Below are 15,925 nucleotides of genomic sequence, written 5' to 3' on the forward strand. Positions count from 1 at the left end.
GGCGGTGGAGGCGGCACGCCGGGCGGGGAGGGCGGCGGGCCGGTGCCGCGCAAGCCGGCGGAGCAGGCCAGCTACGACCCCTCGGGCTTCATCCAGATGCTGGGGCATGGCGCGCTGACCGACGCGCAGATCGCGCGGCTGACCGAGAACGAACGCCGCGGCCTGCCGCGCGGACGCTAGCCCGGCCACCCGCCATGAACTCGCCGATGTCCGTGTCCTGCGGCGATGCCGCAGGGATCGACCGTGCGCCGTCGCCGGACTTCCAGGCGTTGCTGGTGGCGAACTACGCGCAGCTGCACCGCCGGCTCGCGCGCCACCTGGGCAGTGCCGACGCGGCCAGCGAGAGCCTGCACGACGCCTGGCTGCGGTTGGCCGGCACGGCCTTCGCGGGCGTGCAAAGCCCGCTGGCCTATGTCTACCGCGTCGCCTGCAACGCGGCCATGGACCGGCTGCGCGCGGAGCGGCCGTGGCAGTCGGCGGATGGCGCGCAGGAAACGCTAGAGCACTTGGCGGACCAGGCGCCCGGGCCGGAGCTGATCGCCGAGGCGCGCTCCGATCTCCAGGCCGTGGAGCGCGCGATGCGGGTGCTGCCGCTGCGTCACCAGCACATCCTGGTGGCGCTGCGGGTGCACGAGCTCACGCGCGAGGAGGTCGCGGTGCGCCACGGCCTGTCGCTGCGGCGGGTCGACACCACGCTGCGCCAGGCGCTGCTGCATCTGCCGCTCGCGCGCTGCGCGGCCTAGGCTTCAGAGGAAGGGCACGCCGCCGGTCACGGGAATCGTCGCGCCCGAGATGTAGCTGCCCTCGTCGGAGGCCAGCAGCACGTAGACCGCCTGCAGCTCGCGCGGCTGGCCCGGGCGCTTCATCGGCGTCTGCGTGCCGAACTCCCTGACATTGCCGGCCGGCAGGGTGGAGGGGATCAGCGGCGTCCAGAACGGCCCCGGCGCCACGCAGTTCACGCGGATGCCCTTGTCGGCGAGCAGCTGCGCCATGCCGCCCGAGAGGTTCTGGATCGCGCCCTTGGTCGCGGCGTAGGCCACCAGCGTGGCGTTGGGCTTGTCGGCATTGACCGAGGCGGTGCTGATGATCGAGCTGCCGGGCTTCATATGCGGCACCGCGGCCTTGCAGAGGTAGAAGTTCGCGTAGACGTTGGTGCGGAAGGTGCGGTCGAACTCCTCGGCGCTGATCTGCTCGAGCGACTTGTGCGACATCTGGAAGGCGGCGTTGTTCACCAGCACGTCGATGCGCCCGAAGTGCTCGAGCGTGGTGGCCACGAGGGCCTGGCACTGCGCCTCCTCGCGGATGTCGCCGGGCGCGAGCACGCAACGGCGCCCGGCGCCCTCGACCAGGCCGCGGGTGAGCTGCGCATCGGACTCCTCTTCGGCCAGGTACGAGATCACCACGTCCGCGCCTTCGCGCGCGAAGGCCAGCGCGACGGCGCGGCCGATGCCGCTGTCGCCGCCGGTGATCAGGGCGGCCTTGCCGAGCAGCTTGCCGGCGCCCACGTACGAGCTCTCGCCGAAGTCGGGGCGCGGCGACATCTCGGATTCGAGACCGGGCGGTTGCTGCTGGGAGGTCGAGAAGGGCGGCCTGGGGCCTGCTTCGCGGGGATCGGTCATGGCGGGTTCTCCGTGCATGTCAAGGGAAGAAAGGGGGGAAGTTCTCAGGAGCGCGCCGCGGACTCCGACCGTTCCGCGCACTTGGCCATGTCCCTGCCCATCGCCACCTTCTGCGCGGCCTCGGACGTCAGGTTGCCGGCCTTGGCGCGTTCCGCGAGACGGGCATAGAAGGCGGCCACGCGCTGCAGCTCCTGCTCGTCCAGCGCCTCGATGCCGATCATGCGATTGCTCGCGCGCTGGCTGGTGGCGAGCAGTTCGTCGAGCTTGAGGTGCACGGCCACGCTGTCCTTGTTCTGGCTCTGCTGGATCAGGAACACCATGAGGAAGGTCACGATCGTCGTGCCGGTGTTGATCACCAGCTGCCAGTTCTCCGAGAACTTGAACAGCGGCCCGCACAGCGCCCAGGCCGCCACCGCCATCAAGGCAACGCAGAAGGCGGTCGGGGTTCCGGCCCAGCGCGTGACGCGGCTGGCGAAGCGATCGAAGCGCGCGAGCCAGAGCGACTTGCCGGCATAGGCGACGGTGGCGGTGTTGGGCATGCCGCCCACGGGGCCATCGTCGTCCTCTCGAGGGTGGGGGCGTGGGAAAGGCTGGATGTCTGACATATGGGCAAGTGCTCCTGCGATCTCCTGCGATCCGTCGCAGCGTGCGTGCGCAGGCGGCCTGCACGCGACATCCTCGCGCGCATCCTCTTGCAGGAGTGCGCCTGCGCCCGCGGCGCGCGCGCCGCCGACGGCATGTCGGCGCGGGGCGACCTGCTCCTACGAGATTGTTCGCAAAGAAGAGACGGAGCCGCCGGCTGGCCGGCTTACCGTCCATCGAACCCAACACTGCAAGGAGCCTCAGATGGCAAGTTCGAAGAATGGCGGCGACCAGCCCCTGGTCGCGCCGGCGGGTGGCGCGAACCCACCGGTCGATTCGCTCACCGAAGGCCTGGACGACGCCGCGGCGGCCGCGCCGAAGGAAACCGGCGAGACCGACCGGGAACAGGCGATCCGCGAAGCCGCCTATGCCGCTTACGAGCGCCGCGGAAAGACCGAGGGCAACGCCGAGCAGGACTGGCTGGACGCGGAGGCCGAGGTGAAGGCCCGATCCGGGTCCTGAAGACCGGCGGCCGCGCGGTCGTGGCGACCGTCTCAGCTTTGCGGCGCTGGCCCGCGCCTTTGTTCACAACCCGATTTCCGGAGCACTTTCATGACCCTTCACAACGATGCCTCGCCGAAGATCGATGCCAAGTCCGCCGCGGACGTCGCGCAACTCGCCCGCAAGCTGGACGCCACCGTCGAGCAGGTCGAGGAGGCCATTCGTGCCGTCGGCCCGAATGCCTCGGACATCGAACTCCACCTCAAGGGTTCGCGCAGCACCACCAATGCGGAGCGCACCGACGCCACCGGCAAGGACTGACGGTGCCGCCGGACGCGGCGGCCCGGCGCCCGTTCAGGCGACCGGGCTGCGCGCCACGTGCACGGGAATCGCCTTCGCCGCGGGCACCATGCTCTGGCGCGCGAAGTGCTCGAGCGGAATCAGCGGATTGCACTCCGGGTAGTAGCCGCCCACGCAGCCCTCGGGCAGGTCGTAGGGCGTGACGCGCAGGCCCGTCACCCGGCGCTCGGCGTCCTCGAACCCTTCGGCGTTCACATCGACCATGTCGCCCTCGGCCAGCGCCAGCCGCGCCATGTCGCGCGCATTCATCAGCAGCACGCGGCGCGTGCCGTGGATGCCGCGGAAGCGGTCGTCGAGGCTGTAGATGGAGGTGTTGAACTGGTCGTCGCTGCGCAAGGTCATGAGCCGCAGCACCTGCTGCGATGGCGCCGCGCCCTCGCGCAACAGGCCGTAGCCCTTGAAGTTGGCCTTGCCGTTCTTCGTCTTCCACACGCGCTCGCGCGCGGGCAGCGGCCGAGGAAAGCCCGCCGGATCTTCGAGCCGCGCATTGAAGTCATGGAACACCTCGGGCAGCACCTGCGCGATGTGCTCGCGGATGCGCGCATAGTTTTCGGCCCAGGCCTCCCAGGGCACGGCCGGGTTCGGCGGCAAGGTGGCGAGCGCGATGCCCGCGACGATCGCGACCTCGGAGCGCAGCGTGTGGGCGGCGGGCTCGGCCACGCCGCGCGACGCATGCATCACGCCGGTCGAGTCCTCGACCGACACCGATTGCTCGCCGCCGGCCTGGCGGTCGATCTCGATGCGGCCCAGGCAGGGCAGCAGGTACGACACCTCGCCATGCACCAGATGGCTGCGGTTGAGCTTGGTGGCGATGTTGACGGTGAGCCGCAGCTTCTTCCATGCAGGCTCGATGCGGTCGGTGTCGGGCACGGCCCGCGTGAAGTTGCCGCCGAGCGCGACGAAGGCGCGCACCGAGCCGTCGAGCACGCCGCGGCAGGCCTCCACCGTGTTGAGGCCCTTCTCGCGCGGCGGCTCGAAGCGGTAGAGCTTCGCCATCGCGTCGAGTGGCGCGAGCTCGGGTTTCTCGGTGATGCCCACGGCGCGCTGGCCCTGCACGTTCGAATGGCCGCGCACCGGGCAGATGCCCGCGCCAGGGCGGCCGATATGGCCGCCGAGCAGCAGCAGGTTCGACACCATCTGCACGTTCGCGACGCCCTCCACATGCTGGGTCAGGCCCATGCCGTAGATGCCGATCACGGCGCGCGACTCGGCGAAGGTGGCGGCCGCCTGTTCGAGCGCCTCGCGCGTCAGGCCCGATTCCACGGCGATGGTGGTCCACGAGACCTCGCGCAGCCAGGTGGCGAAATCCTCGAAGCCCTCGGTGTGCGCGGCGAGAAAGCCGGCATCGAGCACGCGAGGTGCGCCGGCCGCGAGCGCCGCGTCGTCGGCCACCACCAGCGCCTTGCACAGGCCCGCGAGCGCCGCGAGGTCGCCGCCGTTGCGCACCTGCAGATACTGGGTGCTGAGCTGCGTCTCGGCGGGCGTGAGCATCTGCACCGGCGACTGCGGGTTCGCGAAGTGCACCAGCCCGGGTTCGCGCAGCGGATTGAAGGTGACGATCTTCGCGCCGCGCTGGCGCGCCTCCTGCAGCTGGTGCAGCATGCGCGGGCTGCTCACGCCGGTGTTGTGGCCGAAGATGAAGATCGCGTCGCACTGTTCGAAGTCGTCGAGCCGCACCGTGCCCACGGGCACGCCGATGGTCTCGGGCAGCGCCACCGAGGTGGTCTCGTGGCACATGTTCGAGCTGTCGGGCAGGTTGTTGTTGCCGTACAGGCGCGCCAGCAGCTGGTAGAGATAGCTGGTCTCGAGCGAGGCGCGGCCCGAGGCATAGAACACCACCGAGGCCGGATCCTCGTGGCGCAGCGCGCGCAGCTCGGCGCCGATCTCCGCGAAGGCGTCATCCCATGAGATTTCGAGGTAGCGGTCGCTCGCAGCGTCCCAGCGCATCGGCCGCGTGAGACGGCCGCCGGCTTCGAGTTCGTGGTCGCTCCAGCCGAGCAGTTGCGTGACCGTGTGCTGTTCGAAGAAGGCCGGCGGCATGCGCTTGGCCGTGAGCTCCCAGGCCGTGGCCTTGGCGCCGTTCTCGCAGAACTCGGCCGTGCGCGGATGGCCGGGCTTGGCCCAGGCACAGCTCACGCAGGCGAAGCCATCGGGCTTGTTCTGCTGGAGCAGGGCCCGCGCGCCCAGGATGGGGATGTGCTCGCGCAGCAGGATGCTGCCCACCGCCTTCAACGAACCCCAGCCGCCGGCCGGATGTTCGTAGCGCTCGAAGCTCGCCGCGTCGTTCACTGCGTCGAGCGCTGGCCGGGACCGGGATGGGGCTGTCGCGCGAGGTCCTCGTGCCGCCGAAGCCGCTTCATTTGAGTTTCTCGGCCAGGTACTGGCGGACCTCTTCGGCCGAATTGCCGACGGCCTTCACCGCGTCGCGAAGCTGGGTCTCGGTGCAGCCCAGGCTCTGGGTCCACGAACGGACTTCATGGGGTTCGTGCAGCGCGATGAGCTTGCGATCGAGCGCGGTCTTCTTGGGATCGTCTGTCATGGGACCTCCTGAGGGATTGACTCGATGAGCAGCGACAAGGCGCCCGCCGGCCGGCTAGGCCTTCTCGCCGTTGCGCCGTGTCTGTGCGGGCGGCTTGGCGCCCTCGGTGCCGGGCGGGGGCGCATCGTGGCCGCGCTCGCCCGGATCGCCCGAGGGCTTGCCGGCCTCGCGGCCCATGCGGCTGCCGTCCAGCGGCGTGTCGATGCCGATCTCGCGGTTCTGCTCGATGTTCACGGGCGACATGGGCTTGCGCGTGGTCATGCTCAGCCCTTGGCCTTGTACTGGTCGCGCAGGTCGCGGATCTGGTCGTGGTTGCGCTGCGCACCGTCGGCCTGCCGCTGCACGACGGCGAGCACTTCGGCGGGCAGGTCGTTCTTCAGCGCCTTGCGGTAGCGCGCGACGGCCGAATCTTCGCCGCGTTCGCACTCCTCGAGCATCGACAGGGCGCTGTCCGCACCCAGCGTGCCCTTCACATGGACCCAGCCGCGATGCAACGCGCCGCTGACGCTGCCGCCCTGGTCCGCCTTGCCGCCGAGCGCGCGGATCAGGGTGGCCAACTCTTCGGCGGCCGCGGCGCATTGGACCGCGCGGTTCTCGAAGACCTGCTTGACCTGCGTGTCTTCGACTTCGTCGGCGCAGGCGCGGAATCCGTATTCGCCGTCGCGCGAGTTCTCGAGCAGGTCGTTGAGGATCGACAGGACTTCGTCGCTGGTGATGGATGCGGTGGTCATGGTGTAGCTCCTGGGTGGGTTGGTTGACTGATCGATGCCTCACGGTGGGGCTCGGACCCGGGGCGCCGTGTAGGTGCCCGCCGCGCCAGCTCGTCGTGGCGCACCGACGGCCTCGGAATGCGCAGGGCGCCTGGACGTCGCGGGAACCGGAAACGCGCCTACGCCTGCCGCGCGGTCCGTGGCCGATAAACCGGTGCAGGGGGCAAGGATTCGGTTTCGACCGGGAGGTGGCAGGAATGCGTTCGAAGATGCTCAGCGAACGGCAGCAGCGGGTGCTCGTCAGCATGAAGCTGCTGGCCACCTTCTGGCAGCGGCGGCTGCCGGCCGAGTCCACCTCGCGCGACGAGATCGAACAGCTGCTCTCGCTGGAGGCCGCGGGCCTCGTGCGCGCGACCTTCGATCGGCCACTGCGGGAGCGCACGGGCGAGTTCTACATTCCGCGCGCCATCGTGCTCGAAGTGACCGCCGAAGGGCTCTCGGCGTTGACGCGCGCACAGCGTCAGCAGCCGGGCATCCTCGGGGAAATGCCCAGTCGTCGGCCCGCGCGGTCGAGCCGGGGGCGCAAGGCCGGAGCGGGCGCGGAACCCATTCCCGGGCATTCGGTAGTGAAATGACATGGCGCAACCCCCGCGGTCTTGGCTATCATCCGCGCCCGTCGGAGGTCACCCATGCCGATGGATTTTCTACGCCGCATCAAGGATTCGCAGTTTCCGCTCGCGCTTCATGAAGAGGCCGACATCCGCAACGCCATCGTTCTCGAGGCCGCGGGCCTGATCGAGGCCCGGCTTCCGCCGCCGGGCGTTCCATTGACCCAGGGCCCCTCGATCATCTTTCGGGTGACGCCGGAGGGCAGGGCGGCTCTCTCGAAGGCCGAGCGCGCGGATTAGGCCCGCACGCGGCGGGCTCGATACGGGGCGCGATGAATCAAGCCGCCGCCGTGAGCTCGGCCATCAGCTCTTCCTTGCGCGCCGCCATCAGCTCGCGCATCGTCACGAGGTCCAGGCCCTTGGCAGCGCGTGCCTTGGGGAACATCTCGTTGCGCTCTTCCTTGACGTGGTGGTCGATGTATTCGCCCAGCACCTTGACCTTGGCATCGAACATCTCGTCGATCTCCTCGGCGTCCTGGATCTGGGCGATCAGGTCCTTGGCGCTGGCGTGCTCGACCTCGGCCTCGTCGAGCAGGTCGGTTTCCTTGATCGCTTCGCGCACCGCCGGGTAGAAGATCTCTTCCTCGATCTGGGTGTGCACCGTGAGTTCGGCGCAGATCTGCTGCGCCAGCTGGCGCTTCTTCGCGGTCGCGCTCGCGGCCTTCGAGCCGACGAGTTCGTCGTAGGCCGTGAACAGCTTCTTCACGTTCTTGTGGTCGGTATCGAGCAGGCTGCAGGCATCGGGTTCGGCGCGTTTGGTGGTCATGTGGGGCTCCTGGTTGGGTTTCGTGGGAGCCATGACACTCGGTTCGGGGGTGCCCGCATCGCGTAGGCCTGCAGCGCATCGCCACGCAGGAATGACGCATCCCGCGAGCCGCGCCGCTTCAGGCCATGTTGGGCTGCCCGTTCGAGGCCATGAGCCCGCCGTCCACCGGCAGTGCCACCCCCGAGACGAAGCTCGCGTCGTCGCTGGCCAGGAAGGCCACGACCGCCGCGATCTCCGAAGGCTCGGCCCCGCGCCCCAGCGGAATGCGCTCGCGGAATTTCGCCATCAGCTTGCGGTCGCCCTTCATGTCCTCGGTCATCGGCGTGAACGTCAGGCTCGGGCAGACCGCGTTGACGCGCACGCCGTCCTTGCCGTGGTCGAGCGCGAGGGCCTTGGTGAAGTTGACGATCGCGCCCTTCGAGGCGTTGTAGAAGCCGAGCGCCCAATCGCCGCCGAGCCCCGAGACCGAGCCGGTGTTGACGATGCAGCCGCGGCTCGCGATCAGATGCGGCATGGCCGCGCGGCAGCCATGGAACACGCCGCCGACATTGGTCGCCATGGTCCTGGCCCAGCCGTCGAAAGGCGCCTCGGTCACGCTGCCTTCGACCGCGATGCCCGCGTTGTTGAACAGCACGTGCAGCGCGCCGAAGCGCTTGATGGTGGCGGCCACCAGCGCCTGCACCTGCTTGTAGTTCGACACGTCGGTGAGCTTGACCAGCGTGCGTTCGGGCGGCAGGTCGGCGGCGACGCGCTCGAGCTTGGCCCTGGTGTCGCCCGCGAGCACGACGCTGGCGCCCTCCTGCGAGAAACGGCGGGCCGTGGCCTCGCCGATGCCGGAACCGGCGCCCGTGACGATGACGACGCGATCGATGAAACGTTGCATGCTGCTGCTCCTGGACATTGAAGCGCCGCAGCTTGTGCAGCCGAACCGGCGCGCGGTGTCGGTGCGCGGCGATTGCGTTGTCGGACGCGCGCCTGCGGGACGCGCGCCCCGGATCCTTCAGGCGCGCCGCGCCTCGGAGCGATTGGCCCGGCGAATGACCTGCGGCGGCTGCCCATAGGCCCGCAGGAAGGCCCGGCGCATGCGGTCGGGATCGCCGAAGCCGGTGTCGCGCGCCACGGTCTCGATCGGCAGCAGCTGCGACTCGATCATCAGCCGCGCGGTCTCGGTGCGCAGCCGCTCGATCGCCTTGGCGGGCGTCTGGCCGGTCTCCTCCCTGAACACGCGGCCGAACTGGCGCGGGCTGAGGCTGGCGGCCTCGGCGAGCTCCTCGAGCGAGAGCTCGTTCGTCAGATGGCTCTTCGCATAGGTGAGCGCCTTCTGGATGCGGTCGGTGCGCGGGCGCAGCTCGAGCAGCGCGGAATGCTGCGACTGGCCGCCGGTGCGCCGGTGGTACACGACCATGCGCTTCGCCACCAGCTTGGCGACGTCGGCACCGCAGTCCTCCTCGACGAGGGCCAGGCCGAGGTCGATGCAGGCGGTGGCGCCGGCCGAGGTCCAGACACTGCCGTCCTGCACGAAGATGCTGTCCTCCTCGAGCAGCACCTCCGGGTGATGGCGCCGCATCTTGACCACGTGGGCCCAGTGCGTGGTCGCGCGCTTGCCGTCGAGCAGCCCGGCCTGCGCGAGGTTGAAGGCGCCGGTGCAGGCCGCGCCCATGCGCCGCGCGCGGCGCGCCGATTTGCGCAGGAAGGCCAGCATGGCGGGGGAGCCCTCGGTCACGACGGTATCGCCGACCACCAGCACGGTGTCGTAGCGCGCGTTGCCGAACGGCACCGTGCCGACCTCCACGCCGCACGAGGAGCGGACGGGCCCGCCGTGCTCGGACAGCAGGGTGTGGACATACAGCGGCTCGGCCAGCGACATGTTGGCGTACTCGAACACCGAGACCACCGCCAGGGTGAGCAGCTGAAAACCGGGATAGATCACCACGCCGACACGAATCATCCGACACCTCGTTCCATGGTGCGCACAGGGCGAACCCATGGCGCAAAAAGACGGAAACCTGACCTTAACGCCATCGAATTTTAGACTGAAGATCAACGCCTGTCACCCCGCGAGGGGCCCCACTCCAGGAGCACGCATTGACTTCCACCCACCTCGACCCGGCGAGAAACACGGTCGCGCATTTCCGCCAGCTTCACCGCGCCGCCACGCCGCTGGTGTTGCCCAATGCCTGGGACGCGGCTTCGGCCCGGCTGTTCGAGCACGCCGGTGCCGCGGCCATCGCCACCACCAGCGCGGGGCTCGCCTGGTCGCTGGGCCATGCGGACGGCCGGGCGCTGCCGGTCGACGAAGCCGTCGGTGCGGTCGCGAGGATCGCCAGGGTGCTCACGGTGCCGCTGTCGGTCGACATCGAGAACGGCTATTCGGACGACCCGCAGGCCGTCGTCGAACTCGTGCAGCGGCTGCTCGACCTCGGCGTGATGGGCATCAACATCGAGGACGGACGGGACGCCCCGGCGATGCTGGCGGCCAAGATCGAGGCGATCCGGGCCTTCCTGCACCGGACGAACGCCGACCTGTTCGTGAACGCGCGCACCGACGTCGTCCTTGCCGGGCTCGCGGAGCCCTCGGAGCGCGTGGAGGAGACGATCCGGCGCGCGACGCTGTACTCGGCCGCGGGCGCCGACGGCCTGTTCGTGCCGGGCCTGCGCGAGCCGACGGAGATCGAGGACGTCGCCCTCGCCACGCGGCTGCCGCTGAACGTCATGGCCTGGGGTGGCCTGCCCGGTGCGGCGGCGCTCTCCAAGCTCGGCGTGCGGCGCCTCAGCGCGGGCTCCGCGATCCCGCAGCTGGTGTGGGGGCAGGCCGAGCGCGCCGCCCGGGGCTTCCTCGAGACCGGCCACTCCGATCCGCTCTCGGCCGACGCGAAGCCGTTCGCCGAGGTGCAACGGCTCTTCGTTGCATCGCGCTGAAGGAAAAGCCATGGACAAGCGATTGCTGGTGCTGGCCCTCGGGATGTTCGCGCTCGGCACGGACACCTTCGTGATGGCCGGCATCCTGCCGCAGCTGGCGCACAGCTTCGACGTCGACATCGCAGTGGCCGGCCAGTTGACGACGCTCTATGCGATCGCCTATGCGCTGCTGGCACCGACGATCGCCGCCGTCGCGGGCAACGTCCCGCGCAAGCAGCTGATGCTGGCGGGACTCGGCATCTTCGTGCTCGCGAACCTCGCCACGGCGCTCGCGCCCAGCTTCGCGGTCGCGCTGGTGTCGCGCGTGTTCGCCGGACTGGGCGCGGCCATGTACTCCCCGACCGCGACCGGGACGGGCGCGAGCATCGTGGAGCCGAACCGCCGCGGCCAGGCGATCGCCGTGATCGTCGCGGGGCTGACGGCGGCCACGGCACTGGGCTCGCCGATCGGCACGGTGCTCGGAGGACTCGGCGACTGGCGCTGGACGATGTACTTCGTCTCGGCCGTGGGGCTGGCGGCGGGCCTCGGCATCCTGGTGCTGCTCAGGCAGGTGCCGCTGACGCCGAGGATCGGCCTCAGGACGCGCCTGGCGCCGCTGAAGGATTCGCGCATCGGCTGGACCCTGCTGACCACCTACCTGGGCATGGCGGGCAATTTCCTGGTCTACGTCTACTTCTCGGTCGTGTTCGATCGCGTGCTGGTCAACGCGCTGGTGTTCGGTGCGCTGCTGGTGGTCTGGGGCGCCAGCGGAACGCTCACCAACATCGCGCTGGCGCGCGTGCTCGACAGGACGAGCCCGACGAAGGTCATGTTCGTGGTGCTGGCGGCCCAGGCGGTGGACATGGCCTTCCTGCCCTGGACCAGCGCCTCGCTATGGCCCGCCGTCGTGGCCGTCGCGATCTGGGGAGCGACAGGGTGGGGCATCCAGGGGCCGCAGCAGTATCGGCTGGTCAATATCGCGCCGCCCATCGCGCCGGTGCTGCTCGGCCTCAATACCGCGGCGACCTACCTCGGAGTGACGACGGCCGGCATCCTGGGCGCCGTGGGCATCCATCTGCTCGGCGCCCACTACCTGAGCCTGCTGAGCGTGGGCGTCTTCATGCTGGCGATCTTCACCTCGCACATGGCCGGTCGCCGGATCGCCGGGCACCGTGCCGAGGGGGTTGCGAGCGCCGCGCTGCCGGCGCGCTCATGACGAGGGGCGAGTCGCGGAGGCGGCCGGCTGCTGCTTGTTCCGGGCCGATCGCGATGCTTCGCTGCGCGCCAGCCACAGGCCGCTCGCGACGATCAGCGCGCCACCACCCAGGGTCCAGGCATCGGGCACGGCCTGCCAGAACAGCCAGTCGAGCAGGATGGCCCAGGCCAGCGCGCTGTACTCGAAGGGCGCGATGGCGGCGGCCTGGCCATGGCGGAACGCCTCGGCGATCGCCAGTTGCCCGAGGAAGCCGCTGAGGGCCAGCCCCGCGAGCATCCATGCGTGCTCGGCGCGGACCGGCACCCATTGCGGCGCCGCCAGCAGGCTGCCGCCCAGGGCCATGCCGACGGTGGTCCAGAACACCAGCGCGGCGCTCGGCTCGGTGCGGCTGATGAGCCGGCCCAGCATGTTCGACAGCGCATAGCAGACCGCGGCCACCAGGATCGCGATGGCGCCCGCCGAGAGGAAGGCGCCCTGCTCGGGCCGCAGCGCGATCACCACGCCCGCGAAGCCCAGCCCGATGGCGACCCAGTGCCGCGCGTGGATCGACTCGCCGAGCATCGGCACGGCGATCAGCACCATCAGCAGCGGCGCGATGAAGGTGAGCGTGTAGGCCTCGGCCAGCCCCAGGGTCTTGAGGCCATGGACGAAGAGCACGAGCATCGCCATGTTCAGCACGGCGCGCAGCAGGTGCAGCCGCCAGCGCAACCGGCGGTTGAAGACGCCGGCCGCCTCGCGGCGCCAGGCGACATAGAGGCAGACCAGGGGCAGGGCGGTGAGGCCGCGCAGTGCCATCACCTGCGCCGGCGGATAGTGCGCGGCCAGGGTCTTGAGCAGCGCGTCCATGCAGGCGAAGAAGGCGCAGGCCAGCAGCATCGCGGCGATGCCGCGCAGGGTTCCGGTCGATTGCATCGGGTGGGTTGTCTCGCGACGGGGCGGGTGGTTGCCGCCGTCGGGCTTTTGCGGGATGTTTGGCGCATTCTGCCTGTGCGGCGAAATCCTACCCACGATTCCGACGGCTGCCCACGGGCCGCGCGGGGCGCATGCGTAGCCTCTTTTCTTTGTCGCAAAGGAAGCCCCGCATGGCCCACAAGAAAGTCGCCGACCTCGTCATCGAAACCCTGCAGAAGGCCGGCGCCAGACGTTGCTACGGGATCGTCGGCGACACGCTGAACCACGTGACCGACGCGATCCGCCGCAGCGAGATCGAATGGGTGCATGTGCGCCACGAGGAAGCGGCCGCTTTCGCCGCCGGCGCGGAGTCGTACCTGACGGGCGAGTTGAGCCTCTGCGCGGGCTCGTGCGGGCCGGGCGGGCTGCACTTCATCAACGGCGTCTTCGAGGCGAACCGCAACCGCGCGCCCGTGGTGCTGATCGCGAGCCAGATCGTGACGGCCGAGCTCGGCATGGAGTTTCCGCAGGAGGTGGACTTCAAGTCGCTCTATGCGGGCTGCAGCGTCTTCTGCGAACAGGTGCAGTCGGCCGAACAGGCGCAACGCGTGGTGGCGCTCGCGGCGCAGGCGGCGCTGTCGCGGCGCGGCGTGGCCGTCGTCATTTTGCCGAGCGACATCGCGCAGACCGAGGTGAAGGAAGGCCTGGGCTTCTCGGTGCACCGCGCCGCGCCGGTGATCCGGCCCAACGATGCCGAACTCGCGCAGCTGGCGGCCCTGCTCGGCAAGGGAAAGAAGATCGCGATCTATGCGGGCCATGGCTGCGAGGGCGCGCACGAGATGCTGCTGGCGCTCGGCCAGTGCCTGAAGGCGCCGATCGCCCACACCTCGCGCGCCAAGGATTTCGTGGAGTACGACAACCCCTTCAACATGGGCATGACCGGCATCTTCGGCGTGGAGTCGGGCTACCGCGCGCTGCAGGAGTGCGACACGCTGCTGCTGCTGGGCGCCGACTTCGCGTGGAGCCAGTTCTATCCGGCCAAGGCGACCATCCTGCAGATCGACGTCGACGGCAGCCATCTCGGGCGCCGCCATCCGGTGGCGCTGGGGCTGGTGGGCGACATCGCGCACACGGTCGAGGCGCTGATTCCCCTGCTCGAGGAGCGCGCCGACCGAAGCTTTCTCGACGACTGCCTGCGCCATCGCAAGGCTTCGCTGGAGACGCTGCGCCGCGACGAGCGGCCCGGCAAGGCGGGGCTGATCCATCCGCAGCACCTCACGCGCGTGATCGACGAACTGGCGGCCGACGATGCCGTCTTCACGGCCGATGGCGGCAGCCCGATGGTGTGGTCGCTGCGCCACCTGACGATGAACGGGCGCCGCCGCACGCTCGTGAGCCTGCTGCACGGGACCATGGCCAACGCCATGCCGCAGGCGCTGGGCGCGCAGAAAGCCTTCCCGGGCCGGCAGGTGATCTCGCTGTCGGGCGACGGCGGCATCGCGATGCTGCTGGGCGACCTGATGACGGCCGTGCAGGAGAAGCTGCCGATCAAGGTCGTGGTCTACAACAACGCGAGCCTGAACTTCGTGGAGCTCGAGCAGAAGGTGGAAGGGCTGCTCGACAACTACACCGACCTGCTGAACCCCGACTTCGCGCGGCTGGCGGAGGTGATCGGCTTCTACGGGCAGAAGGTGGAGCGCGCCGAGCAGTTGCCCGATGCCGTGCGCGCCTTCCTCGCGCATCCCGGGCCGGCGCTGCTCGACGTGAAGGTCAACCGCACCGAGCTGGTGATGCCGCCGAAGGTGGAGTTCAGCCAGGTCGCGGGCACGATGCTGTACTCCGCCAAGGCGGTGCTCGGCGGGCGGTCGTCCGACGTGGTGGACCTGATCAAGGACAACTTCACCGAATGACGCCGGCCCTGTCCATGCTGCACGGCAACGTTCTTCTGTCCCATGGCGAGACGCTGCTGCGCCTGTTCGTCGCCGCCGCGCTCGGCAGCCTCGTCGGCCTGGAGCGCGAGCGCCTGCTGTGGGCCGCGGGCATCCGCACGCACATGCTGGTGAGCGTGGGCGCCTGCCTCTTCATGCTGGTGTCGGCCTATGGCTTCGCGGACAGCCTGCGCGGCGAGCACGTGGTGCTCGACCCGTCGCGCGCGGCCGCGCAGGTGGTGTCGGGCATCGGCTTCCTCGGTGCCGGCGCGATCCTCGCGCGCGGGGAGATCGTGCGCGGGCTCACGACCGCCGCGAGCATCTGGACCGTGGCCGCGATCGGGCTCGCGGTCGGCGGCGGGCTCTACTTTCCAGCCGCCGCCTCGACCGTGATCATCCTGGTGATCCTCGCGGGCATCAAGCCGCTGGAAGAAGCCTACCGCGCGCGCAGCCAGAGCTGCCGGCTGCGCGTGGTCGCGACGCACGGCGCGGTGAGCCCGGAGTCGCTCGAGCAGGGGCTCGAGCTGCAGCCCGCGCGGTTGCGGCGTTTCCTGGTCGCGGTGCGGCCGGGCGGTGAGCTCGACGACATCACGGTGCAGCTGGTGCGCGTGTCGTCGGCCGACATCGGCAATTTCGTGCGGCGGCTCGAGACGCTGGAAGGCGTGCAGTCGGTCGAGGTCGTGACGCGCGGCGGCGGGCACGGCGCCGAGGCCAGTTGAGGGCGTCGCGCGGGCTCAAGCCGACGGTTGCGCGGCGAGTTCGTGGCTGCGCAGCGAGGGTTCGAGCGAGAGCGCACGCCTCGCCGCCTGCGCCCGCGCGGCATCGAGCTCGACCAGCAGGCTGATCTCTCCCGCCACGCTGGTCGCGATCGGCACGCCGTCGCAATACAGCACGCGCGAGCCCGCGACCCGCGGCACCTTCGGGCCGTTCACGACGGTGCCGAGCAGGTTGGCCGGGTCGCTGGCCGCGAGCGCGATCAGCGCGCCGTCGCCCGGCTCGCGGCGCACCCGCCGCATCGACGCCACCGCCTCGGGCAAGGCGAACTGCTCGCCCGACACGCCAGCGATGAAGCGACCGCCACGGATCTCGCCGCGCGCCTCGAGCCGGCGGCACACGCGCACCAACTCGCGCCAGGGCGGCAGCCACGCGGCTTCGCGCTCGAGCAGCCGCCAGCAGACGACGCCGTAGCGGCGAAGCAGCACGTGCACCACCTGTTCGATCGCCTCGGCGGAGCTGGCGGCCAGCGC

General features: G+C 70.0%; 20 protein-coding genes and 1 pseudogene. 10 read left to right on the forward strand and 11 right to left on the reverse strand.

Annotation, left to right across the window (positions count from 1 at the left end; all coding sequences use genetic code 11):
- Positions 1–180, forward strand: a pseudogene (locus tag AC27VN_RS14425) (hypothetical protein); the annotation flags it as partial.
- Positions 181–206: 26 nt separating this feature from the next.
- Positions 207–743, forward strand: a complete 537-nt coding sequence (locus tag AC27VN_RS14430) for an RNA polymerase sigma factor (protein ID WP_490876961.1) — start codon at positions 207–209, stop codon at positions 741–743.
- 3 nt (positions 744–746) lie between these two features.
- Here the strand turns inward: AC27VN_RS14430 and AC27VN_RS14435 are convergent, their stop codons facing one another.
- The gene (locus tag AC27VN_RS14435; protein ID WP_490876962.1) at positions 747–1,619 is read right to left on the reverse strand and encodes an SDR family oxidoreductase; all 873 of its coding nucleotides are present in this window, start codon (positions 1,617–1,619) and stop codon (positions 747–749) included.
- A gap of 44 nt (positions 1,620–1,663) precedes the next feature.
- A complete protein-coding gene (locus tag AC27VN_RS14440) occupies positions 1,664–2,158 on the reverse strand; it encodes a low affinity iron permease family protein (protein WP_490876963.1) in 495 nt (164 codons plus the stop codon).
- Positions 2,159–2,465: 307 nt separating this feature from the next.
- On the opposite strand from AC27VN_RS14440, the gene AC27VN_RS14445 reads away from it, so the two are divergent.
- Both AC27VN_RS14445 and AC27VN_RS14450 read left to right on the forward strand, forming a co-directional pair.
- The gene (locus AC27VN_RS14445; protein ID WP_177239467.1) at positions 2,466–2,723 is read left to right on the forward strand and encodes a DUF2934 domain-containing protein; all 258 of its coding nucleotides are present in this window, start codon (positions 2,466–2,468) and stop codon (positions 2,721–2,723) included.
- Positions 2,724–2,813: 90 nt separating this feature from the next.
- Positions 2,814–3,023: a DUF3606 domain-containing protein gene (locus AC27VN_RS14450; RefSeq protein ID WP_093349572.1), complete on the forward strand. Its 210-nt coding sequence runs from the start codon at positions 2,814–2,816 to the stop codon at positions 3,021–3,023.
- Between the two features lie 33 nt (positions 3,024–3,056).
- On the opposite strand, the gene AC27VN_RS14455 is transcribed toward AC27VN_RS14450, so the two are convergent.
- The 4 genes from AC27VN_RS14455 to AC27VN_RS14470 form a co-directional block, all read right to left on the reverse strand.
- The gene (locus tag AC27VN_RS14455) at positions 3,057–5,351 is read right to left on the reverse strand and encodes an FdhF/YdeP family oxidoreductase (protein ID WP_490876964.1); all 2,295 of its coding nucleotides are present in this window, start codon (positions 5,349–5,351) and stop codon (positions 3,057–3,059) included.
- Between the two features lie 67 nt (positions 5,352–5,418).
- Positions 5,419–5,601, reverse strand: coding sequence for a DUF3606 domain-containing protein (locus tag AC27VN_RS14460; protein WP_490876965.1), 183 nt, complete (start codon positions 5,599–5,601; stop codon positions 5,419–5,421).
- A gap of 54 nt (positions 5,602–5,655) precedes the next feature.
- Positions 5,656–5,862, reverse strand: coding sequence for a hypothetical protein (locus AC27VN_RS14465; protein ID WP_490876966.1), 207 nt, complete (start codon positions 5,860–5,862; stop codon positions 5,656–5,658).
- A 2-nt stretch (positions 5,863–5,864) separates the two neighbouring features.
- Positions 5,865–6,332 (reverse strand): ferritin-like domain-containing protein, encoded by a 468-nt coding sequence (locus AC27VN_RS14470; RefSeq protein ID WP_093349562.1) that lies wholly within the window; start codon positions 6,330–6,332, stop codon positions 5,865–5,867.
- A gap of 236 nt (positions 6,333–6,568) precedes the next feature.
- Between AC27VN_RS14470 and AC27VN_RS14475 the strand changes: the two genes are divergently transcribed.
- On the forward strand, positions 6,569–6,946 hold the full coding sequence (locus AC27VN_RS14475; RefSeq protein ID WP_398493191.1) for a hypothetical protein: 378 nt from the start codon (positions 6,569–6,571) through the stop codon (positions 6,944–6,946).
- A gap of 54 nt (positions 6,947–7,000) precedes the next feature.
- Positions 7,001–7,219 (forward strand): hypothetical protein, encoded by a 219-nt coding sequence (locus tag AC27VN_RS14480; protein ID WP_490876967.1) that lies wholly within the window; start codon positions 7,001–7,003, stop codon positions 7,217–7,219.
- 37 nt (positions 7,220–7,256) lie between these two features.
- On the opposite strand, the gene AC27VN_RS14485 is transcribed toward AC27VN_RS14480, so the two are convergent.
- The 3 genes from AC27VN_RS14485 to AC27VN_RS14495 all read right to left on the reverse strand — a co-directional run bounded on the left by AC27VN_RS14485 (position 7,257) and on the right by AC27VN_RS14495 (position 9,693).
- Entirely contained in the window at positions 7,257–7,745 is a 489-nt protein-coding gene (locus tag AC27VN_RS14485; protein WP_398493189.1) for a hemerythrin domain-containing protein, read from the reverse strand.
- 118 nt (positions 7,746–7,863) lie between these two features.
- A complete protein-coding gene (budC, locus tag AC27VN_RS14490; RefSeq protein ID WP_490876968.1) occupies positions 7,864–8,628 on the reverse strand; it encodes a meso-2,3-butanediol dehydrogenase in 765 nt (254 codons plus the stop codon).
- A gap of 117 nt (positions 8,629–8,745) precedes the next feature.
- Positions 8,746–9,693 (reverse strand): GlxA family transcriptional regulator, encoded by a 948-nt coding sequence (locus AC27VN_RS14495; protein ID WP_208513440.1) that lies wholly within the window; start codon positions 9,691–9,693, stop codon positions 8,746–8,748.
- A gap of 137 nt (positions 9,694–9,830) precedes the next feature.
- On the opposite strand from AC27VN_RS14495, the gene AC27VN_RS14500 reads away from it, so the two are divergent.
- Entirely contained in the window at positions 9,831–10,664 is an 834-nt protein-coding gene (locus AC27VN_RS14500; RefSeq protein ID WP_490876969.1) for an isocitrate lyase/PEP mutase family protein, read from the forward strand.
- Positions 10,665–10,674: 10 nt separating this feature from the next.
- Positions 10,675–11,859, forward strand: a complete 1,185-nt coding sequence (locus AC27VN_RS14505; protein ID WP_490876970.1) for an MFS transporter — start codon at positions 10,675–10,677, stop codon at positions 11,857–11,859.
- Here AC27VN_RS14505 and AC27VN_RS14510 read toward each other — a convergent pair.
- Complete coding sequence (locus tag AC27VN_RS14510) at positions 11,854–12,771, reverse strand: DMT family transporter (RefSeq protein ID WP_490876971.1); 918 nt, start codon at positions 12,769–12,771, stop codon at positions 11,854–11,856. The two genes, AC27VN_RS14505 and AC27VN_RS14510, sit on opposite strands and share 6 nt — an antisense overlap.
- Before the next feature lie 170 nt (positions 12,772–12,941).
- Here AC27VN_RS14510 and AC27VN_RS14515 point away from each other — a divergent pair, with 170 nt between their 5' ends.
- Together AC27VN_RS14515 and AC27VN_RS14520 are read left to right on the forward strand one after the other, a co-directional pair.
- Positions 12,942–14,660 carry a thiamine pyrophosphate-dependent enzyme gene (locus AC27VN_RS14515; RefSeq protein WP_490876972.1) on the forward strand — a complete coding sequence of 573 codons (1,719 nt, stop codon included), beginning with the start codon at positions 12,942–12,944 and terminating at the stop codon, positions 14,658–14,660.
- 14 nt (positions 14,661–14,674) lie between these two features.
- Positions 14,675–15,397, forward strand: coding sequence for an MgtC/SapB family protein (locus AC27VN_RS14520; protein ID WP_431514642.1), 723 nt, complete (start codon positions 14,675–14,677; stop codon positions 15,395–15,397).
- A gap of 15 nt (positions 15,398–15,412) precedes the next feature.
- On the opposite strand, the gene AC27VN_RS14525 is transcribed toward AC27VN_RS14520, so the two are convergent.
- On the reverse strand, positions 15,413–15,925 hold a 513-nt coding region (locus AC27VN_RS14525; RefSeq protein ID WP_490876973.1), incomplete at its 5' end, for an Lhr family helicase.

The sequence above is a fragment of the Variovorax sp. 20P10.2.4 genome (assembly GCF_058244205.1).